General features: G+C 51.0%; 21 protein-coding genes. 4 read left to right on the top strand and 17 right to left on the bottom strand.

The genetic code is table 11. The features are described from left to right. Nucleotides 1–3: 3 nt before the first annotated feature. The 3 genes from AB9P05_RS09510 to AB9P05_RS09520 are packed head-to-tail and all read left to right on the top strand — an operon-like array spanning nucleotide 4 to nucleotide 3204. The gene (locus tag AB9P05_RS09510) at nucleotides 4–849 is read left to right on the top strand and encodes a peptidyl-prolyl cis-trans isomerase (RefSeq protein ID WP_371908589.1); all 846 of its coding nucleotides are present in this window, start codon (nucleotides 4–6) and stop codon (nucleotides 847–849) included. After that, complete coding sequence (locus AB9P05_RS09515; protein ID WP_371908590.1) at nucleotides 821–2203, top strand: peptidylprolyl isomerase; 1383 nt, start codon at nucleotides 821–823, stop codon at nucleotides 2201–2203. Before AB9P05_RS09510 ends, AB9P05_RS09515 begins: the two co-directional genes overlap by 29 nt. A 38-nt stretch (nucleotides 2204–2241) precedes the next feature. Continuing rightward, a complete protein-coding gene (locus AB9P05_RS09520; protein WP_371911344.1) occupies nucleotides 2242–3204 on the top strand; it encodes an AAA family ATPase in 963 nt (320 codons plus the stop codon). Nucleotides 3205–3217: 13 nt separating this feature from the next. Here AB9P05_RS09520 and AB9P05_RS09525 read toward each other — a convergent pair whose 3' ends face one another. Genes AB9P05_RS09525 through cysC form a run of 6 tightly spaced genes read right to left on the bottom strand, consistent with a single transcriptional unit; the run spans nucleotide 3218 to nucleotide 8439 of the window. After that, complete coding sequence (locus AB9P05_RS09525; protein WP_371908591.1) at nucleotides 3218–3667, bottom strand: hypothetical protein; 450 nt, start codon at nucleotides 3665–3667, stop codon at nucleotides 3218–3220. Beyond that, on the bottom strand, nucleotides 3657–4508 hold the full coding sequence (locus AB9P05_RS09530) for a 3-hydroxyacyl-CoA dehydrogenase family protein (RefSeq protein WP_371908592.1): 852 nt from the start codon (nucleotides 4506–4508) through the stop codon (nucleotides 3657–3659). The genes AB9P05_RS09525 and AB9P05_RS09530 overlap by 11 nt, the downstream gene beginning before the upstream one ends. Nucleotides 4509–4528: 20 nt before the next feature. Beyond that, nucleotides 4529–5578, bottom strand: a complete 1050-nt coding sequence (gene pheS, locus AB9P05_RS09535) for a phenylalanine--tRNA ligase subunit alpha (protein WP_371908593.1) — start codon at nucleotides 5576–5578, stop codon at nucleotides 4529–4531. A 33-nt stretch (nucleotides 5579–5611) separates the two neighbouring features. After that, on the bottom strand, nucleotides 5612–6892 hold the full coding sequence (locus AB9P05_RS09540; protein WP_371908594.1) for a sulfate adenylyltransferase subunit 1: 1281 nt from the start codon (nucleotides 6890–6892) through the stop codon (nucleotides 5612–5614). A gap of 27 nt (nucleotides 6893–6919) precedes the next feature. Further along, on the bottom strand, nucleotides 6920–7825 hold the full coding sequence (gene cysD / locus AB9P05_RS09545) for a sulfate adenylyltransferase subunit CysD (RefSeq protein ID WP_371908595.1): 906 nt from the start codon (nucleotides 7823–7825) through the stop codon (nucleotides 6920–6922). 8 nt (nucleotides 7826–7833) lie between these two features. Further along, the gene (gene cysC, locus AB9P05_RS09550; protein WP_371908596.1) at nucleotides 7834–8439 is read right to left on the bottom strand and encodes an adenylyl-sulfate kinase; all 606 of its coding nucleotides are present in this window, start codon (nucleotides 8437–8439) and stop codon (nucleotides 7834–7836) included. 108 nt (nucleotides 8440–8547) lie between these two features. On the opposite strand from cysC, the gene cysQ reads away from it, so the two are divergent. Further along, on the top strand, nucleotides 8548–9306 hold the full coding sequence (cysQ, locus tag AB9P05_RS09555; RefSeq protein WP_371908597.1) for a 3'(2'),5'-bisphosphate nucleotidase CysQ: 759 nt from the start codon (nucleotides 8548–8550) through the stop codon (nucleotides 9304–9306). Between the two features lie 26 nt (nucleotides 9307–9332). Here the strand turns inward: cysQ and AB9P05_RS09560 are convergent, their stop codons facing one another. The 11 genes from AB9P05_RS09560 to AB9P05_RS09610 all read right to left on the bottom strand — a co-directional run bounded on the left by AB9P05_RS09560 (nucleotide 9333) and on the right by AB9P05_RS09610 (nucleotide 21498). Then, nucleotides 9333–10409, bottom strand: coding sequence for a glycosyltransferase family 4 protein (locus AB9P05_RS09560; protein WP_371908598.1), 1077 nt, complete (start codon nucleotides 10407–10409; stop codon nucleotides 9333–9335). Nucleotides 10410–10473: 64 nt separating this feature from the next. Further along, the gene (locus AB9P05_RS09565; RefSeq protein WP_371908599.1) at nucleotides 10474–11145 is read right to left on the bottom strand and encodes a sugar transferase; all 672 of its coding nucleotides are present in this window, start codon (nucleotides 11143–11145) and stop codon (nucleotides 10474–10476) included. 4 nt (nucleotides 11146–11149) lie between these two features. Then, a complete protein-coding gene (locus AB9P05_RS09570; protein WP_371908600.1) occupies nucleotides 11150–12361 on the bottom strand; it encodes a polysaccharide biosynthesis protein in 1212 nt (403 codons plus the stop codon). Nucleotides 12362–12364: 3 nt separating this feature from the next. After that, nucleotides 12365–13501, bottom strand: a complete 1137-nt coding sequence (locus AB9P05_RS09575; RefSeq protein WP_371908601.1) for a LegC family aminotransferase — start codon at nucleotides 13499–13501, stop codon at nucleotides 12365–12367. Then, on the bottom strand, nucleotides 13498–14121 hold the full coding sequence (locus AB9P05_RS09580; protein ID WP_371908602.1) for an acetyltransferase: 624 nt from the start codon (nucleotides 14119–14121) through the stop codon (nucleotides 13498–13500). Before AB9P05_RS09580 ends, AB9P05_RS09575 begins: the two co-directional genes overlap by 4 nt. After that, the gene (locus AB9P05_RS09585; protein ID WP_371908603.1) at nucleotides 14118–15281 is read right to left on the bottom strand and encodes a glycosyltransferase family 4 protein; all 1164 of its coding nucleotides are present in this window, start codon (nucleotides 15279–15281) and stop codon (nucleotides 14118–14120) included. Before AB9P05_RS09585 ends, AB9P05_RS09580 begins: the two co-directional genes overlap by 4 nt. Before the next feature lie 3 nt (nucleotides 15282–15284). Continuing rightward, a complete protein-coding gene (locus AB9P05_RS09590) occupies nucleotides 15285–16427 on the bottom strand; it encodes a glycosyltransferase (RefSeq protein WP_371908604.1) in 1143 nt (380 codons plus the stop codon). Nucleotides 16428–16429: 2 nt separating this feature from the next. After that, nucleotides 16430–17542, bottom strand: a complete 1113-nt coding sequence (locus AB9P05_RS09595; protein ID WP_371908605.1) for a glycosyltransferase — start codon at nucleotides 17540–17542, stop codon at nucleotides 16430–16432. Between the two features lie 2 nt (nucleotides 17543–17544). Continuing rightward, complete coding sequence (locus tag AB9P05_RS09600) at nucleotides 17545–18834, bottom strand: flippase (RefSeq protein WP_371908606.1); 1290 nt, start codon at nucleotides 18832–18834, stop codon at nucleotides 17545–17547. After that, on the bottom strand, nucleotides 18831–20312 hold the full coding sequence (locus AB9P05_RS09605) for an O-antigen polymerase (protein WP_371908607.1): 1482 nt from the start codon (nucleotides 20310–20312) through the stop codon (nucleotides 18831–18833). Before AB9P05_RS09605 ends, AB9P05_RS09600 begins: the two co-directional genes overlap by 4 nt. Next, nucleotides 20296–21498: an O-antigen ligase family protein gene (locus AB9P05_RS09610; protein WP_371908608.1), complete on the bottom strand. Its 1203-nt coding sequence runs from the start codon at nucleotides 21496–21498 to the stop codon at nucleotides 20296–20298. Before AB9P05_RS09610 ends, AB9P05_RS09605 begins: the two co-directional genes overlap by 17 nt. Nucleotides 21499–21502 lie beyond the last annotated feature (4 nt).

Consider the following 21502-nt stretch of genomic DNA (forward strand, 5'->3'; position numbering starts at 1 on the left):
CTGATGATGCTCGCTTTTCAATCATGTGATAAGTTGGGTATACGTAGCAGAGAAGACGATTCGGAGGACCCCTTGGTGGCCGAGGCAGGTGACGCTCAGCTAAGGATGACAGACCTGGCGGGGATAGTCCCCAGAGGCATGAATGCTACCGATAGCGCCAGCCTTGTTGACCGCTACATCCGCAGCTGGGTCAGGAAGCAACTGCTTATCTCGCAAGCTTCGGAAGAGGTGGATTATGATAAAGCCGAACTTGAAAGAAAAATATTAGACTACCGCTATGCATTGATGGTCTATGAATTTCAGAAACAATACATCAATGAGAACCTGGACACGGCTGTGAGTAATGAGGAGGTTAAGGCCTACTATGATATCAATCAGGACAATTTTCAGCTTAAGCAGAACATCATTCGCGGGTGGTTTTTAAAAGTACCCAAAGACGCTCCTAAGCTTGCTCAGATAAAACAAATGATGAGGAAGCCCGATGCTGAAAATAAAAAAGAGCTTAAAAGCTACGCCTTCCGGTTTGCAATGAACTATTCCATGGAGGATTCTCTATGGCTTAATTTTGATGAGGTGATTGCCAACACGCCCTTTATGAGCATTCCCAATAAGGTACAGTTTCTGGAAAGTAATACCTTTGCGGAAACTGACGATGAAAAGTTCGAATACCTACTTCATATTCAGGACTATAAAATTTCAGACCAGACCTCACCGTTAGAGTTTGTGAAAGATGATATCAGAAACATCATCATTAACAAACGCAAAGTAGCTCTAGCAGACCAGCTAGAAAGGAATATATACGAAGAAGCAAAAGATAACAATGAGTTTGAGATCTATTCGATTGAGTAAGAGGATAGTGGCTTTGGTCACCTGTTGCCTGGGGGTATTACTGGCCATCAGTCCCCTTGCATACGGACAGAGTGGGGAAGGCGAGCGAATGGTTGTGGATAAGATCATAGCTAAGGTAGATGATTACATCATTCTCAAGTCTGACCTCGATAAAGCTTACCTCGACCTGATGTCCAGAGGGCAGCGCGGAGGCGACAGAGTGAGGTGTCAGATGCTGTCAGACCTGGTGCTCACCAAGGTGTTAGTTGCCAAGGCTGAGATAGACTCCGTCATAGTGACAGAGCCTGAAGTTGAAGCTAACCTGGCCCGGCGTATGAACATCATCCTTTCCCAGATTGGTGGTGAGGAGAAGGTTCAGGAGATATACAATAAATCCGTAGAGGAAATCAGAAACGATTTGCGCGGAGATTTGCGAGAGCAGCTTACGGCTGACCGCATGGAGAGTGAAGTTACTAACTCGGTCACTGTATCACCTGCAGAAGTAAAAAAGTTCTTCAACAGGATACCTCAGGACAGCCTTCCGTTCTTTTCTACCGAAGTAACCGTAGGTCAGATAGTGAAATTTCCCGAACCTACGGATGAAGAAAAGGAAAAGGTGAAACGTCAGCTTACAGAAATCCGGAGCGATATCGTTAATGGCGAGGCTGATTTCGGCGTAATGGCCAGAATGTACTCCGAAGAGCCTGGTGCTGAGAGAAGCGGTGGTAACATTGGTTTCTTCGCACGCGGGCAGCTTGCTCCTGAATATGAGGCGGCTTCCCTTAAAATGAAGCCTGGAGAGATAAGCATGCCAGTAGAGACACAGTTTGGCTTTCATGTCATTCAGCTAATAGAAAGAAGGGGTAACGAATTCAATACCCGTCACATACTTATCAAGCCTAAGACCAGGCCATCTGACCTGAAGCGCAGTTCTGAATACCTTGATAGCCTTCGTACCCTTATCGTTAATGATAGTATAGAGTTTGAAGAGACAGCCAAGGAATACTCCGATGATCAGCAGACCGGCAACAGTGGCGGCTTCTTTCTGGATAACACAGGCACACCCCGGGTGAGTACTGAAAACCTCGACCCCACCCTTTTCTTTACGATTGATACCATGCAGGTAGGGGATATTTCAGAGCCTATCGAATTCACATCGGCAGACGGGCAAACAGGAATGCGCATTATCTATTATAAAGATAAGATAGCGCCTCACCAGGCCAACCTGAAGCAGGATTATCAGAAGATATTTCTGGCCACAAAAAATGAGAAAAAGACCAGTGCACTGGACGACTGGTTCGAACAGGCCAAAAAAGAAGTGTATATTTATATCGATCCGGACTACGATCAGTGCGGAATAATGGACAGCCCCTGACAGCAGGGGCCAATTTTTTTAATTAGCTCGAATATATGGTGCAGTTTAAAACCGATGTTGAAGCAGCGGATAGTTTTCACGAAGCATATACCCGGCTCACTGCCGAAATTTCAAAAGTAATCGTAGGACAGGACAAGGTAGTCCGCCTGCTGCTTACTTCCATTTTCTGCCAGGGCCATAGCCTGCTGGTAGGCGTGCCCGGATTGGCCAAGACACTCCTTATTAAAACCATATCCGAAGCGCTTCACCTGAGTTTTAACCGTATTCAGTTTACGCCCGACCTAATGCCTTCCGATATACTCGGAGCTGAGACATTGGATAAGGACAGAAACTTTAAGTTTATCAAAGGGCCGATATTTGCTAATATCATCCTTGCTGATGAGATAAACCGTACCCCGCCCAAAACCCAGGCTGCCCTGCTCGAAAGCATGCAGGAGTATGCCGTTACCATAGCCGGGCAATACTTTCCGCTGGACAGGCCCTTTTTCGTGCTGGCTACCCAGAACCCCATAGAGCAGGAAGGTACCTATCCCCTGCCCGAGGCCCAGCTTGACAGATTCATGTTCAATATTAATCTGGACTATCCCAGTTACGAAGATGAAGTAACAGTGGTGAAGAATACCACCACCGCCGTAAAAAACCAGGTGAATACTGTGCTGACCGCTGAGGAAATCATGGCTTACCAGGAGCTGGTCCGAAAAGTACCTGTGGCTGATAATGTAGTGGAGTATGCTGTGGACCTTGTAAGCAAGACCAGACCCGGGACTGAGCGCGCGCATACCCTTACCAATGAATACTTGGAGTGGGGGGCAGGCCCCAGGGCCTCACAGTTCCTTGTGCTGGGAGCCAAATGTAATGCCCTGCTAAATGCTAAATACTCTCCCGATATCGAAGATGTAAAAGCTGTTGCTGTGCCCGCCCTTCGTCACCGTATCGTGCGTAACTTCAAGGCTGAGGCGGAAGGCATAAGTATTGAGAAGATCATCGGAGAGCTGCTGTAGTCTCCGGCTTCCGTTAGTTTGTAATGATCAGGTAATTACCGCCCTGTCCTGTGCGGCTGGTCTGGTATTGGTAAAGTGGCCATGCATTACCACCTCCGGAAGGGTTTCCTTCAAGGTCCCACGTGGCATCAGAGCAAGGGTCGTCAATGAAAAAGCCTGACACATCCACATTCACCGTACAGTCAGCATCCACATCTACCGGAGACAGTCTTTCCAGCGCGATGTAGCGCTCATCTATTGTTTTGTGGAGGATGATACCATTAATGCCGGCGTTAAGGTACACAAAGCGCTTAGACGGATTGTCCAGGTCTGCCTGCAGGATTGGGTTGTCCAGATATACTTCCTCATATACCGTAACCACCGGAAAGCGGGGGTAAGGCTCTTCATCAGATGAGCAGGCGCTCAGGTATAAGCCAGTGAGGTTGAGTAAGAGAACTAGAAAATAATGTGCCTTATTTCTCATAATTATAGAAGCCGCGGCCCGACTTGCGGCCGAAGTGACCGGCATCCACTTTTTGCTCCTGTATGCGGCTGGGTCTGAATTTAACGTCGTAGTGAAAGGCTTCAAACATACTTTTGGTCACACTGAAGTTCGTTTCCACTCCTATCAGGTCCATCAGGCGGAAAGGTCCCATACGGAATCCGGCCCCTTGCAGCAGGCCGTCTATCGTTTCCACATCCGCTACACCCTCCTCCGCAATTTTCAGGCTCTCTACATAAAAGTGTCTCGCCACACGGTTAACGATAAAGCCGGAAGAATCTTTTGCCACGGCCGGGGTTTTTCCGATACGTTCCGCAAAGTCGTATCCGGCCTGGGCTACCTCGCTGCTGGTGGCAGCGCCGCTGATTACTTCTACCAGCTTCATAATATGCGCCGGATTGAAGAAGTGCAGGCCAAGAAAGTTTTCAGGCCTTTTGAGGGCCGCTCCAATACGTGTTACCGGAATAGAAGAGGTGTTTGTCGCCAGAATCGTATCGGGTCCGTTGATCTCCTCCAGCTTTTTAAATAACCCTTGCTTTACATCAAGCCGCTCCACTACCGCCTCTATGATAAGGTCTGCCTTTACCTCTTCCAGGCGATCCGTAGTCGCTATGAGGGAGAGGGCAGACTCTTTCTGTTCATTAGTCACCTTACCCTTCTCTATTCCCTTATTCAGGTTTTTAGTGATAGTGGCAAGACCTTTTTCCAGCATTTCAGGTTTCAGGTCATACATCATCACCTCGTAGCCAGCCATGGCAGCTACCTGCGCGATACCTGCGCCCATTACACCTGATCCGGCTACGGCAACTTTACTTATATTCATAGAATCTTTGTTCTTCTATATTATCCCATGGGGGTAAACTGACGCAGGAAGCGTATATCGTTTTCAGAGAAAAGGCGTAAATCCTCGATATTGTACTTCAGCATAGCGATACGTTCCACCCCCATTCCAAAGGCAAAACCAGTGTATTTTTCCGGGTCTATACCACAGTTCTCCAGCACCTGGGGGTCTATCATACCTGCACCGCATATCTCTACCCAGCCGGTACCTTTACATACATTCTTACGGCCTCCGCAAATTTCGCAGGTGCCCGGCTCATTCAGGCCGCAGCTAACGTCCATTTCTGCGCTTACCTCTGTAAACGGAAAGTAGCTGGGACGGAAGCGTACCTTACTCTGCTGCCCGAACATCTCCTTGGCAAAGTGATAGAGCGTTTGCTTAAGATCCACAAAGCTCACGTTCTCAGCGATGTAGATACCTTCCACCTGGTGAAAGAAGCAGTGGGCCCTCGCTGAAATCGCCTCATTACGGTATACCCTGCCCGGCATGATCTTACGCAGCGGCGGCTTCGTCGTTTCCATTACCCGTACCTGAACGGATGAAGTGTGCGTACGCAGTACCATATCCGGATTCTTCTCAATGAAGAATGTGTCCTGCATTTCGCGGGCCGGGTGGTTCTCCGGGAAGTTCAGTGCACTGAAATTATGAAAATCATCCTCTATTTCCGGGCCTTCTGCCACACTGAACCCGATCTGCTCAAATATTTCAATGATACGCTGCTGCGTTTTAGACAGCGGATGAATAGTGCCCAACTGGTCAGGCACAGGCGGCAGGGTAAGATCTGGATGGTCATGAGACTTAGCGCCTGCTGTGCTTTCCTCCAGGCTGGTAATAAGTTCTTTAAACTTATCCTGCGCCTCATTTTTCAACACGTTCAGGGCCTGACCCATTGCTTTTTTATCTTCGTTGGGCACGTCCTTCAGCCCGGCAAAAAGCTCGCCCATCACCCCCTTACGGCTGATAAATTTCAGACGATAGGCCTCCAGTTCATCATTGTTGGAAACCTGATAGCCCTCTATCTCATTCGTTAATTCCCGGATCTTATCCTGCATTTCCTCTTTCTTCTTTATTTCCCGGCAGGCCGATCAGATGATCATGCCAGCACCTACCGTTTCGTTCGTAAACTCATCTACCAATATTACGCTACCCGTATTACGGTTCTTCTTGTAGCTGTCAAAGAAGAGCGGCTTAGTAGTACGAATACGAATACGTCCGATATCGTTAAGACCAATTTCAAGATCGTCTTCAATGCGGTGCAGCGTGTTGATGTTCACCTTATACCGCACGTCCTTAATAATGCAGCGTACTTCCTGTGAGGTATGGCGAAGAGCATACTTACCATTAGGCTGCAGCTTTTTCTCATTTAGCCAACAAATCATCAGCTCAATATCCTGGCTGGCAGTAGGCTGGTTATGAGGTTTTACGATCATGTCGCCGCGGCTAATGTCGATGTCATCCTCAAGCGTCATCACCACCGACATAGGAGGGAAGGCCTCACCCAGTTTTTTATCCATCAGGTGGATGTTGGCGATCTTACTGGTAAAGCCTGAGGGCATGGCGAGTATCTCGTCACCTGGCTTGAAAATACCCCCTTCTATACGGCCCGCGTAGCCTCTGAAGTCATGGTACTCATCACTCTGCGGGCGTATCACGCGCTGTACAGACATGCGGCTGTCCACATAATTCAGGTCACTGCCTATGTGCACATTTTCCAGCGTGTAGAGTAGCGTGCCGCCGTCATACCAGGGCATGTTTTCGCTTTTCTTCACCACATTGTCCCCCTTCAGGGCACTGATAGGAATGAAGTGTATGTCAGGTATTTCCAGCTTGGCGCTGAAATCCTCGAAGTCATCTTTGATCTTCTCATAAGCCTCTTCACTGTAGTCCACCAGGTCCATCTTATTGATGCACAGTACCAGGTGCTTGATCTGTAGGAGAGAGGCGATAAATGCATGCCGGCAGGTTTGCTCTACCACCCCATTACGCGCATCTACCAGTACAATAGCCAGGTTGGCATTAGAAGCACCGGTAACCATGTTACGCGTGTACTGGATATGACCGGGAGTGTCCGCAATGATAAATTTTCTCTTAGGTGTGGCAAAGTAACGATAGGCCACATCAATGGTAATGCCCTGCTCACGTTCTGCCCGCAGACCGTCAGTAAGAAGCGCCAGGTTTACGTAGCTGTCGCCTGCCTTCTGGCTGGACTGCTCTATGGCATCCATCTGGTCCTCAAAAATAGCCTTTGAGTCAAACAGCAGTCTGCCGATTAGCGTACTTTTACCGTCGTCCACACTTCCGGCAGTGGTGAACCTCAGAAGATCCATTTTCAGGTAGTCTTCTGTATTTATGGATTGTTCGATCATCTCGAAATCTCTTCTTTAAAAAATATTCTAGAAATAACCCTGCTTCTTCCTGTCTTCCATGGCAGCTTCAGAGCGTTTGTCATCTGCACGGCCTCCGCGTTCTGTAACACGGGCCGCGGCTACCTCCTGTATGATCTGATCCAGATCAGCGGCAGGGGATTCAACAGCACCCGTACAAGTCATATCGCCAACGGTACGGAAACGAACCACCCGTTTTTCGTATGCCTCATCATTCATCAGGGTAATGAACTCACTCCTGGCAAGCAATACCCCGCTGCGCGTAACCACATCCCGCTCGTGAGAGAAGTAAATCTCGGGTATTTCCAGCTCCTCACGCTTGATGTACTGCCACACATCCATTTCAGTCCAGTTACTGATCGGGAACACCCGGAAGTGCTCTCCTACGTGCTTCCGGCCGTTAAACAGGTTCCACAGTTCGGGGCGTTGGTTTTTAGGGTCCCACTGGCCGAATTCGTCCCGGTGAGAGAAGAATCGCTCCTTGGCGCGCGCCTTTTCCTCATCCCGTCTGGCACCGCCAAAAGCTGCGTCAAATTTAAATTCTTCGATGGCATCCAGCAGCGTAATGGTCTGCAGAGAGTTACGGCTGGGGTTAGGTCCTTTCTCCTCACGGGCCCGGCCCTTATCTATAGAGTCCTGCACCGTGCGAACGATCAGGTTTACACCAAGCTCCTTCACAAGCTTGTCACGAAACTGGATAGTCTCGGGGAAGTTGTGACCCGTGTCGATGTGCATGAGCGAAAAAGGAATCTTGGCAGGCCAAAAGGCTTTCTGAGCCAGCCTGAGAACGGTGATAGAGTCTTTACCACCGGAGAACAGCAGAACAGGGTTCTCGAACTGCGAAGCTACCTCGCGTATCACGAAAATCGCTTCCGATTCTAACTGCTCGAGGTGCGTCAGATTATAAGAAGTCATTAATGATGTTATTTCTCGTCTTTGTAATCGATTACCGGAAGAACGGCCTCTACAAGCTGCCGGCTACTATCGGCTAAGTTATGTATATCCGTCCGTAATTCAATATCGGGTGTTGCAGGGGCCTCAAAGGGGCTGCTGATTCCGGTAAATGCTTTTATTTCACCCTTGCGTGCCTTGGCATACAGTCCCTTTACATCACGCTCTTCACATACCTCCAGCGGGCAATTGATAAATACCTCCAGGTACGAATCCCTGCCTATGATGTCGCGCGCCATGCTGCGAATATCATGGGTAGGGCTGATGAGCGAACAAATGGTAATGATGCCACAATCGGCAAAAAGTTTAGAAACCTCTGCTGCACGGCGAATGTTTTCGCGGCGCTCCTCCGTACTGAACCCAAGATTGTTATTTACCCCGGTGCGCAGGTTGTCGCCGTCGAGCAGTTTGGTTAAATAGCCTTTATTATGAAGGTCATTTTCCAGCGCCCGGGCCAGTGTGCTCTTGCCGGATCCTGACAGACCCACCATCCAGATAACCTTGGCTCGCTGTTTTAAAAGCGATTCCTTATCTTGTTTAGTCAGGATGGTGTCAAAAATTGGATGAATGTTTTCCAAAATCACCTAAGTTTTTTACAAAACTATAATAAAAAAATATAGTATTCGGACCGTAGTTCGAATTTTACGTAGCTTTGAATCGTAAATTTAGCCATTTAGAATTGAAAGATGGAACTTAATACCATTATTGAAATAGCAAGAAATGCCGGGGCTGCCATCATGGGCATTTATCAGAACGAGGATTTTTCGTCCGTAGTGGACTTTAAGGAAGATAATTCGCCTCTTACTCTTGCTGATAAGGCCTCTCATGAAGTCATTATGGAAGGGCTGAAAAAAAGTTTCCCGGACATGCCCGTCATTAGTGAAGAAGGCAAAGAGATCACTTATCAGGATCGTAGTCAGTGGAAAGAGTACTGGTTAGTGGATCCCCTGGACGGCACTAAAGAATTTATCAAGCGTAATGGTGAGTTTACTGTAAATATCGCGCTTATCCGTAATAATGAAGCCGTCGCCGGTGTGGTGTACGTGCCCGCCAAGGATATTCTGTACTACGGAGCTAAAGAGGACGGAGCCTTTAAGGTAGAAGGAGACTGGCAGCAGAAGCTTACAGTCAACGGTAAAAAGGAGAGTGGCCTGGTGGCAGTAAGAAGCAAGTCCCATGCTAACCCTGAGGAAGAAAAGGTCCTGAACGAATATGGTGTTACAGACAGTATTTCAGTAGGCAGCAGCCTAAAGTTTTGCATGGTGGCAGAGGGCAAGGCAGATATTTATTATCGCCACGGGCCCACTATGGAATGGGATACCGCCGCAGGCCATGCCGTACTCGAAGCTGCCGGCGGCAGGGTAATGATCGAAACCGGCCCGGAGCCTTTCCGCTATAACAAGGAATCACTGCTTAACACATCATTTCTGTGTACAGGCTGGTAAGGCTGTCCGGAAAATAAATGAAATGATCAGGCAGGGCGACTTAGAGCGTTCTGTCTTTTTTTATCCTGTCTCCTGGCCAATCCTTCCAGAAAGAGGCTCAGTAAGAGAGCCGTCCCTACTATTACAGGCAGCGCGATAACGTCAGACAGGCTGCTCATGGCAATGGCCATAACGATAAAAAGTAAATTAGCACCCCCCAGTACCATGACAGCCCCGCTATGGCTCAGGCCAAGGCGCAGAAGCAAGTGATGAAGGTGCGTCATGTCAGGCGAAAAAGGACTCTTACCCCGGATAGCACGGGAAATAAACACGCGCAGCGTGTCGAAAAGAGGGATAATGAGTACCGCTACCGCTGTCGATATGGTAGGCGTAAATTTATAGGCATGCCCCTGCGAGAGGCTATCATTTTGCTCAATAAAATAAATAGCCAGTATAGACATAAAGTAGCCGATGACCAGCGCCCCCGTGTCCCCCATAAAGATCCGGCTCGGCTCCCAGTTAAAGTTTAGGAAAGCCACTATGGCCCCGATCATGCCAAAGATCATGATACTGATAGGGTAATTACCCAATAGGTAAAACCAGATCCCGAAGGACGATAGCACGATGACGGAAATAGTACCTGCCAGACCATCCACCCCATCTATCAGGTTAAAGCTGTTAGTGATGACAATGATCGTGAAAACAGATAGGGAAGTACCAAGCCAAAAAGGGATTTCATATACACCAAAGAGGCCGTGGAGGGAGTTCAGGCGGATATCGCTGAGTCCCACTACCATGGAAGCAGCCACTATCTGAGCAATAAGCTTGTAGGAAGGGCGAAGGGGAATGAGGTCATCACGCATGCCCGTGATAAATACGATCACCAGCCCGCCGAAGACATACTTGAAAACCGCCAGCTCACCCGAAGTCATCCAGAAGACTGACGAGAGCATTAGCCCCCCGAATATACCAATACCACCCATGGAGGGAGTAAAATTCTTATGGATCTTTCGGCCGCCAGGTATATCAAATATCTTCTTTTTGGTGAAAAACTTTATTACCAGCGGGATGGTAAAAAAAGCCACCAGAAAAGAAGTGATAAAACTGTAGATCAATAAAGACATACCTTCAGCATTGCGCTCTCAAAATTAAGCAATTGGCCGATCAATAACCCCTGTTTTCAGGATTTTATGCGAACTGGGCCGTTTCTTTGGGCAGATCCGGGAACACCTTATAGTATATTCTCGAGTCTGAGTTGAGCACCACCCAAACAGTAAGCAACAGCAGGTTTAAGTCTGTGAAAAAGCAGGAGTTACGCTGATACCACATTTCCACCGCCCCTTTGTAGGGGAAAATGAACTGCGAGTAAAACATCCGCGGCTCCATTCCGCTCTCAGAAACCATTTTTTCCTCGTCTCTGAATATGATCGAGCCTATCCCTGTGATCCCCGGCTTCGCATTATAAATACTGGCCTGTACTTCAGGAGAATAATTCTCAAAGCTTACAGGCATCAGAGGGCGCGGGCCTACCAGGCTCATATCTCCGTTGATCACATTCAGGATCTGGGGGAGCTCATTAAGCTTGGTAATGCGAAGTATACGCCCCACTTTAGTTACCCGGGGGTCATTGCGCAGGGTAATATCTCCGGTGCCGATCTTACTGCTGTTCTTTACCATCGTGGCAAATTTGAGTATATAGAACGGCTCATTTCTATAACCTACGCGCTTCTGGCGGTAAAACACCTCCCGCTCACCCGTAACACTGAGGATCAGCATGATCGCCAGAAACAGGGGGCTAACCATGATAAACACGGTCAGAGAGATGATAAGGTCAAAACCTCTTTTTACATACTGGTACATAGTATCAGATACTTTGGTCTAAATGTCTGTCTTTCTCTTCATGTGCAAAACCCGGGACATATTTGCCCAAGAGTTGAACAACGTCTTTTTTACTGTAATCATTCCTCTGAAAAAGTTTTTCGAGGTCTGATTTGAGCGCTGCCGCATCAGGTGCCGCACAGGCACTTTCCGTGATCACACCAAGGCTTGTGAATCGCTCTTCATCCCTCGTTTCCAGGGACGTATAAAATTCTTCAAACGGTTTTTCACCCGTTGTATTGCTGGGAAAGAATAAAACCGGATACGTTTTCGCCTCAGGGTCAAGGTTCTTCGCCTTTTGTATAGCTTCCTTCTCATCACTGCAATAATCAGGCCTTAACCCATACTCGGCCAGCAGGTCCTCTGCTATTCTCGTGAAGGATACCATATCCTTATCCGCATCCAGGCGAGGGTAGAAAATATCTCCGTTATTCCCCAGCACACAAGCCAGCATGCAAAGCTGTCCCGACTCTTCCGGCGAGACAAAGTAGCGCCTGATGTCCCTGGGAGCTGCCAGCGGCTGCTGCTTATGCAGGCGCTCAATAAACCCTGCAGGCAGGCTGCCATTGGAGAAGGCCACATTGGCAAAACGCGCCGTCGACACATGCAGGCGGTCCGCATAGTTCAGCACCACATCCTCCATCAGCTTCTTACTCGCCCCCATCACATTTACCGGGTTAGCCGCCTTGTCCGTCGATACGCAGAAGAAGCGGCCCGGAGGCTGTTCGGCCATCAGCTCCAGCAGACCCACCGCATTAAGCACATTATTGCGCACCATCGCCTCCACAGAGTAGTGGTCCTTTTCGCTGCGCACATGCTTATGAGCCGCAAAGTTGGCCACCATATCAAAAGGGCCCTCGGCACGGTATATTTTTTCAAAGACCGGCCCCGAGAAGTCCAGCGGGTACGTCTTAAAGTCTTCCGGTATATTCAGGTCCGGGTTGCTGCGCAGATCACGCACCAGTTCCGTCAGACCGTTCTCATTCGTGTCGGCTACATATAGTTTAGCTGGCTTATAGGCCAGCAGCGCCTTGATAAAATTTGACCCTATGGTGCCCGCTCCGCCTATGACCAATACCGAAGCCCCGTCTATCCGGCTGCTTAGTTCATCATGATAAGCCTCCAGATCAGGAGCCAGCAGGCTTTCGCTGCGGCCCGTAATGCGCTTTATAAATGCTGACAGATTCAGAAACACCATTTCTTATTTCCTGAAAAATTCTTTTATCGTCTTCGTGACAGTCTCAAGCTCTCCGTCACTAATGCCCGAGGAGCAGGGGATACTAAGGCACTCCGAATACACCTTACCCGCCACATCCTTCTCCTGCACATACAGATCAGTCCTACTCATAGGCAGCCTGTTCATGGGCACCCAAAAGGGCCTGGCTATGATCTCCTCTTCCGCCAGGCGCTTCAGCAGCCCTTTTTGTCTCTCGGTACGGATCGTAAACAGCCACTCATTGCTGTCACAGTCCTTATCATGCTCCTGAAAGCGTATATCACCTACACCCCCAAGCTGCTCGCGGTAGTAAGCCGCAATTTCCTTCTTCCGCTTTATAAAGCCCGGTAGTTGCTCCATCTGGGCCACCCCCATGGCAGCCAGCACATTCACCAGGCGATAGTTATAGCCCGTTTCGTCATGGTAGTACTCCTCCGGGTCCGCCTTAGCCTGTGTCGTCAGGTGTTTTGCCTTTTCGGCCAGCCCCTTATCTGCCGTTACCAGTACACCACCCCCTCCGGTAGTAATGATCTTGTTACCATTAAAGCTGAAGCAGCCAAAGGCACCGAAGCTTCCTGCCGGTTTGCCCCGGAAGGTACTACCCAGTGATTCCGTGGCATCTTCCACCATAGTAAGGCTGTACCTCTCTGCCAGCTTGCACAGCCGGTCCATATCTCCTATGCCCCCCAGCACATGCACCGGCATAATACACCTTACCGGCCGGTTGTCCTTATCTAACCGGCAGACACCTTCAGTTACAGTCGTTTCTGCTTTCAGGTAGTGTTCCAGCAAGTCCAGGTCCATTTGCCAGCTCGCCTCATCTATGTCCATAAGCAGAGGGCTCGCCCCCGTGTACCGGATCGCATTTATGCTCGCCACAAAGGTGAGATTGGGCACAATTACATAATCACCTGGCTTCACCCCGCTAAGCAGCAGGGAAATGTGGAGAGCCGCTGTCCCGTTCATGGTGGCCACACCATAAGAGGAGTGGCTATAATCTGCCACGGACTGCTCAAAGCGGCTTACGTAGGCGCCTACAGAAGATACCCATCCCGTATCCAGGCAGTCCTTCACGTACTTCCACTCATTGCCTTTTATTTCCGGTATCGTCAATGGTATCATCCTCTGATCTTTCTTTGTGGATTACCGGCTACAACAGCCCCTTCGGGCACATCTTTTATTACTACCGCACCTGCGCCTATCACCGCTTCTGAGCCTATTCGTATGCCCTGTTTTACTACCGCATTAGCCCCCACAAAGGCACCTTCGCCTACCTGCACATTACCGGCAAGCACCGCACCCGGCGCTATGTGTGCATAGGCACCTACCCGGCACTCATGCTCCACTATGCTGCCAGAGTTCAGTATCACCCCTTCTCCCACTTCCGCCAGCGCATTTACCACGGCACCGGCCGCCGCCATGGTGCCCGCTTGTATGCGCGCATGGGCAGATATCACCGCCGCAGGGTGAAGTAAAGTAGAGAAAGTGCAATGGTGGCCTGTAAGAAACTTGCTGATTTTCAATCTAATAGAGTTGTCGCCTACACTGACAAAGATGTCTGAGTTTTTAATCTCCCTTAATGTACTGCCTTCCGTTTCACTGCCCAGGTAGCGCAGGCCAAAAGGATTTACAGCTTTCGCCTCCTTATCACAATAGCCCATAATTTGCCTCCCAAGCTGTTCCAGCAGGTCACAAACCACATAGGCGTGGCCTGAATATCCTATGATGACTACAGGCTTCAATTTTTTACCTTTTCTAATAGTCGCTGATAGTGCCCCGCTATTTCACCGTGTATATTTTCACGCCTGAAGTGAGTGATAATTTCACTTTTTAAAGTTAGTGCAAAACTATTCATTTGCTCAGGTCTATCCAATGCCCATGAAAGGTTTTCAGCAATTGCGTCTTTTTTGCCTGCCTCAAATAATAGGCCCGTCCTTCCATTTTGAACTATATCGTTATTGCCCGAAATGTCCGAACATACGATAGGGCAGTCCATGGCGCCGGCCTGGAGAAGGACATTAGGAAACCCTTCCCGGTGCGATGGGTGTACAAGCAGGTGAGCTATAGCCATGTAGTAAGGGATATCGTCCGTCCAGGCTATATGGGTTATGCGCGGATGGTGAAGGATATACTCCCGGACAGCTTCAGGCAGGGCATTGCCCTCTTCCTCAAAGGGTCCTGTCAGCACAAGATGCAGATCCGGGCGGGTGGCAGCCACCTCGTCAAATGCCTCCACCAGCTCCACTATGCCCTTATCCTTTACCATGCGCCCCACTGTCAGCAAGTAGCGCTTTTCAGCGTCATAGCTTATCGCCCTCTTTATATTCCGGAGAGTGCCAGAGTCCAGGGCTTCCCTTGAGTAGACGCTCAGATCAATGCCGTTAGAGGAGCCGCGGCCTATCATATGCAGCTTTGAAGAGCAAGTGAGATTCCCTTGCTCTATGTAAGAATAAAGCCCCCCGCTGTTAGGCCATACTTCCGTAGCGCAGGCATACGTGATTCTTTCTATAAGTGTAAGCAACCTGAATTTCATGCCCCTTGCCGTTTGGAGCGGCAAGCCCGCCACCGTATGTACCCTTACAGGCACACCACAAGCCCAGGCAGCCAGCATTCCCAGCAAGCCCGCCTTTGGCGTATGTGTATGGACTATGTCAGGCTTTATATCACGCATATACAGAATCATCCTGAATAACGACAGCAGGTCTGCCAATGGCGTGATGCGCCTCGTCATCCCGATTACCTTGTGTGGCACCCCCTCGCGGGCCGTCACCTCCGGTATCTCCGGGCCCTTTGCGCTTACCATATACACATCATACCCCTGTCTGGCCATGTATTTCATCTGGCCCGTTATCAACAGCTTAAGGCTGATAGGTACAGTAGTGATCCGTATGAGTTTGGGCATTTCCTAGCCGATGATTTGACGAAATCGGGTGATGATCTTATCCTTTTCGTACTCACCCGCCCTTTCCAGGCTCTTCTTCGACATTTGCTCTCTCAGGTCACTGTTCTCCATTATCAGCCTCATAGTGTCAGCCATAGCCTTCGCATCATTCAGAGGCTGCAGGTAGCCATACTCAGCCCTTAGCGGGGCACTTACAGAGCGGCTATAATCCGTATCCGTCGGATGCAGTATCTCCCTCGGTCCAAAGCGGCAGTCAGTACTGATTACCGGCAGCCCCAGGGCCATGGCCTCTATCAAGACATTAGGAAAGCCTTCAAAGTTGGAACCGTATACAAAAGAATTTGCATCGGCCATGTACTGGTGGGGGTTTTTTCTGAATCCAAGCAGGTTTACGCGCTTTTCCAGGCCATATTTTTTTATCGCATCTTCAATCACCGGGCGCTGATCCCCCTCCCCGATTATATCCAGCACACAGTCTTTATCTTCTAGCACGTGCATGGCCTCCACCAGCATCACCTGGTTTTTCGTGCGGTTTAGCCGGCCCAGCGTCACAAAGCGGAAGGGCCCTTCAGTACCCGCATTAGCGTTGGCAGGTATATCACCTTCCCCACGGATCAGAGAGAAGTCCACCGGATTATGGATCACCGCTACTTTCGCTTCCGGCACACCGAAGTTATTGATAAGCTCACGGCCCATACCTGCCGCATTAGGCACCACCACGTCCGCATCACCATACAGCCTTCTCACCAGAAACCTGAATAGCGGATGCTGCTCACTCGGGTTATTGCGTTCACTGATCAGTACACGCGCCTTCATACCCAGCTTGCGGGCCAGCACATTAATAAAGTTAGGGCGGTACATAAAAGACAGCGACACATCAAAGCCCTCCCTGCGCGCCAGCTTATGATAGGCCCACGCCAGCCGGGGGAGGTTCATCATGCGGCTCAGCGTACTTTCATCCGCAGGCTGGTCAGTCAGGTAGTGTATCCTAATGTTATCCGGTATGTCATAGACAATATCCCGGCTCATCAGCACCAGGTGCACATCATATACCTCGTGTAGCTCCTGCAGCAGGATAGAGGCTACCCGCTCCGCGCCTCCCCCGCGGAGGGAGATGATCAGTATCGCCAGCTTTTTTTTACTCATGCTTATTCAGATGCCTTCCAGGCTGCTTCTATGAACTTTTCAGGGCTTCTTTCTGCCAGATACGCCGCAAACTGCCTGCGATTTTGCGCCTGCTCTTCAGCACTCAGGCGCAGCGCCTGTGACATAATGCCCGCCAGCGCTTCAGGGTTCCCCGGCGGGCAGGTAAATACCCCTGGCAGGCGCCCATAGTCCGGCGTCGCCAGTGTCGTCGCTATCGCCGCGTGCTGCGACATCATCTGCAGGATCACATTCGAAAAGCCCTCTATCCGGCTGCTTGCCGCACACAGGCGCGCTTCACGAAAGTAGGGGATAGGGTTTGAGACAAACCCCGGCAGGATTACCCGGTCCCTCAATCCCAGTTCTTTGGCCAGCTCTTCCAGCATCTTACGCTCACTACCCTCGCCCAGTATCACAAGTGCCAGATCCTCCTCCGCAGGTAATTGAGCAAAAGCCCTTATCAATTGGTCAAAAGCCTTTACACGCTCCAGCCTGCCCGCCGATACCACATAAGGCCTGTCCGTCAGTGGCGGTACCTCCGCCTGCTCCAGTTCCCTTACCCTCTCCACATCAAAGGGGCTATGAATCGTACGCAGGTTCCATCCGCGGGCCGGCGGCAGGTAATCCAGCAGCCGCTCCCGCATATAGTCCGTCTGTGCGATCACCAGGTCCGCCGCCGGGTAGCCCGTACGGTACAACAGCTCCATAAATCTCCCGAATCCACCCTTATAGCGGTCAAAGGTCACGCTGCTCTCACGCACGATCAGGCGGTCCGTTTTTAGTGTCCCAGCCTTTCTCAGCAGTCCCAGGTACGCATTCACATGGCTGTGGGAGCTGAAAGTAGCCTGAAAGGGCGCCATACGGCACAGCTTTTTGATCAGCCTTGCCGCGGGAATCAGCCCCCCCTTTTCAGTAGCAGAGGGGATCGTGTGCGTATGGATATTTTCCGGCAGGTCCTCCCAGTTGCCTTCCGCTTTATGAGAGATAAACACCACCTCTATCCGCTGCACCCGGGTGGCCAGCGTTCGCATCACGATCTTCAGAATAGTCTCCGCCCCCCCCAGCCTGTCGCTCGGCATTACGAATAATACCGGTCTGTTTCTGTGAATCCCTACCATGTCTATTTCAGTTCATTAGTAAGTACCTTCAGTTCGTAAAGGTTCTGCCCCGCCTGCGTCAGGCGCACCACTACTGATACTACCGCCAGCCCCACCAGTCCGTAAAAGGGCACCACTATAAATACCAGCACCAGGTTCACCACCGAGGTGATCAGCACGATGCGCGTCACCAGCTTATTCTTGCGGGCAATGATAAACTGCTTGGTAGAAAATGACCCGATGGAGGCCAGGAAGATAAGCGCGCTGATGATCTGCAGCACTGTCACCGACTGAGGCACCACCTCACCGGCCACTACCAGCACAATCCACTCGCTCAGCACCAGGCAGAAGAGTGAACCCGCCAGCCCGGCCCCCAGCACGATAATGGCCGACTGCTTCAGCATGCGTTCATAGGCTCCCTTGCTTTTGCGGTACGCCTGAGACAGGCGTGGGTAGAGCACCTGGTTAAGGATGTCCACAAACGAGATAGCCGCCGATATCACCTTGCCCGCAATGGCATAGTACCCTACAATCAGTTCATTCGTAAAGAAGCCCAGGATCAGGATATTCGTTGAGTTGTACAAGTTCACAAACAAGCGCGACAGGAAGAGGTACCAGCCCTCCACCAGGTAATACTTCAGCATTACCGGGCGCAGTCCTGTAATGCGCAGGCTGAATTTTCTGAAAATAAAATACAGTGCCGCCACCCCTGAGATAAAGGCTGAGCCCGAGAAAAGAATAGGGTACCACAGGTAATCAGCCTTCGTCTGAATCAGCCAGAACACCCCTGCAGCAAACAGCACCTTACTCACAACCATGCTCAGCGTCGCATACTTCATCTGCTCATAGGCCTGAAAGACCCAGGGCACATACAGCGTTTCCCCGATCAGGGCGCTAAGGAACAGCACGTGAAAGAGCCACTCCTTCTGGAACACAGGCACCGCAAAGATCACCACCGTCCCCACCGCCAGTGACGCCGCCAGCAGCAGCAGCCGTATCCACATAATGTGGCTGAATACCGACAGGCTGCGTGGCTTATTGGCCTGGAACTGCACCAGGTCACGCGCCCCCACCAGGCTCAGGCCATACTCCACCACTATCCGGAAGTAAGCCACCAGGCTACCGCTAAAGGCAATAAGGCCCGCCATCTCTACCCCCAGCACCCGTACCAGGTAAGGGTATATCAGCAGAGGGATCAGCGTATTGAGAATATTGATACCTGAGAAAGACAAAAAATTCTCGATCAGCTTTTTTCTTCCTCCGGGCTTTTTCCCTGAAGGGGTCTTTTCATGTACATCAGTATCCTTTCTCATCCCGCATTTTCCTCCCCGGCAGAGCCCCTGTAGCGCCCCACCACCCGCTTATAAAAGCTGCGGTCACCCACAAATAGCACCCCCGCCACATTATATAGCACCAGGGTCACCAGTACGATGCCGAAGGGTAGTCCGAAGGCCGAACGATGAAACGATTGCATAAGAGGCACAAAGATAAGGTAAGCCCCCACAAACAAAATTGAGTACCCCTTAAGGCTTGCCCGCCTGCGCTCCGCCCAAAACAGGAGGCACCCCACCAGAAAGTATACAGGCAATACCCCTAAAAAGCCAAAGTTCCAGTAGGCCTCCAGCACGCTCGAAAAGCCCGTACCCGCTATGCGCGACCGTTTCGCCTCCGATTCATAAAACATGTCCCGGAAGCGGTACGTGATAGTAGGCGGCTTTTCAAAGGGTAGCAGGAACCGCGGCACAGGCACCAGTACCGCCCCCAGGTAGCTTTCCCCGTAAAGGCGCTGCTCGCCCACCTCTTTTTCCCGCAGCCTGAACCGCGTGAAGTTCAGAAAAGCCGCGCCAAATTCATTGTACGCCGGGTTCAGCTTCTCGTAGCGCTCCGGCCTGCTCAGTTCACGCATCATCCGCTCCGTATCACCCGTTTTTATCGCTATCGCTATCTGCGCCCTCGCCACAAAGAGAAAAGCCAGCAGAAAGTACCCCACCAGCGCCAGCGAGATCACAGGCAGCCCCACACTCCGCTTGTATCTGAGAAAGGTAAAGCCGATGATAAATGACAGCGCCCACCCAAGCAATGGCCCTCGCCGGCCCAGCACCACGTAGATCAGCATCACCGGCAGAATACTCACCACAAAGGCCAGAAATTTTTTATTCAGCACCATGCGCCACAGCTTACCATCATAATAGCCCACCAGCCCGAAGCCCAGGCACGCAAATGCCAGGTGCGCCATAAAGGCCGAGGGAATCGTAATAAAGAGGTCTGAGGTAGCCTCCTGGTACACCGCCTTGCCCTGCAGCAGTACGGAGGTGCCTCCTGCACGCAGCAGGTTCACCACCTCCCCCGCACTTGCCCCTGCTGCCAGCAGTATGGCCAATATCAGCATACGTCGCGTATAACGCCCTGCCGGCAGAGGGCTGTGGCCTCCATGCCGGTTGGCGATTACCACAAAGGGTAGGGAAAACGCCAGCAGGGCCAGCGATACCTGGTAGATAAATTCCGCCGTTACAGGAAGTGTTGCCTCGCCGAAGTAGCCCTCAGGCTCCACCCCCTGCACCACCGTTATCGGCGCCGTGTAGTTATACAGGAAGAAAAAGACCAGAAAGAGAACAGCCAGCGTATTGTAGCCTTTCACCGAATGCTTGATCAGGAGAAAGGCAAGGGCATAGGCCACTACCGCCAGCAACAGCGCAGGCAGAGGCAGCATAGCAGTCGCTGCCACGCAGGCCCCTGCCACCGCTACCAGCAGCATCGCAAATAGCATGAGGCTGTTAGGCGTTACCTTCATCCGGCCGTGGTCCTTCGTTCATCAGATAAAACAGCGCCGCAAAACTCCCGATAAAATACAGCCCCATCTGGCGGTCCAGCATGACCTCCGTAAGGCACTCCCCTGCCACCAGCAGCACAAAAAGAATCCAGAGCCAGCTCCTGTGGCGGTAAGCCCCTGCCAGCAGCACCCCCCATATTCCCACTAGCATCAGCACGCCCGGTACCCCATGGCGTATCATCGTCTCCAGGTACTGGCTGTGCGTATTGTAGCGATGCGCCAGCGCCTCTTCCATCCCCTTTTCCTCATACGTGGCAAACAGGTCCATCCGGCTGTCACCCGTGCCGCTCCCTGCCAGCGGGTGCTGCAGCGCCGTATCAAAACCCGCCATCCATATCTCCATGCGCGTATCCAGTGCCGTCTCAAAGCGGTTCACCAGATCATTTTGCACCATGTACGAGCCCTGAATGATAAAGTACGTGCCCGCCCCCAGCAGCAGCGACAGCCCCACAGTCACGTAACGGAAGCGCGGTTTGCTTTTGAAAAAGTAAAAAATGGCAGAGAGCACCATCAGCCCCCCGAATACCAGCGTAGTCGTGCGCGCATTCATCATCAGAATATAAATGAACAGGAAGCCCGTCACCACCACATACCCCGAGGCACGCCCCATTTGGTTCCTTCGCATGCAGCCCAGCCCCTCCCTCATCAAAAAGAAAAAGACCAGCACCAGGTACATAGAAAAGTACGCCGGGTGCAGCCGCACAAAGCGGTAGATGTTAGTCCCCCCCACATACTGCAGCGTATCCCGGTACGTGTACAAAGACATCCCCAGGCTATACACCGCCATCAGCACACAAGCCAGGGAAAACACATAAAAAGCCCGTATAGCGTCCACCCGCCTTATTTTCCCCGGAAACAGGTAGAAAAAAGGTATAGCCAGCAGCGTCATCTGCCGCCTCATCAGTGACCAGGCTTCCGCCGTATCGTCTGAATAAGCTATGCCCGCCAGCTTCCAAAGTATAAACAGGAGTAAGGCGGCTATGAAGGAGCCGCCTGTGATGTGTAAGGGCCGCGTGTAGCGGGCCGTAAGCAGCCCGCTTACCCCCAGTATGGCCAGCAGGATATTAGGGAGTGCCGGCGAAAAAACCAGCAGTGCAGGAAATAAAACAGCGGATAACCTGTGTATAAAGATTATCCGCCGTGTCACAGCG

Source organism: Roseivirga sp. BDSF3-8, assembly GCF_041449215.1.
Lineage (GTDB): Bacteria > Bacteroidota > Bacteroidia > Cytophagales > Cyclobacteriaceae > JBGNFV01.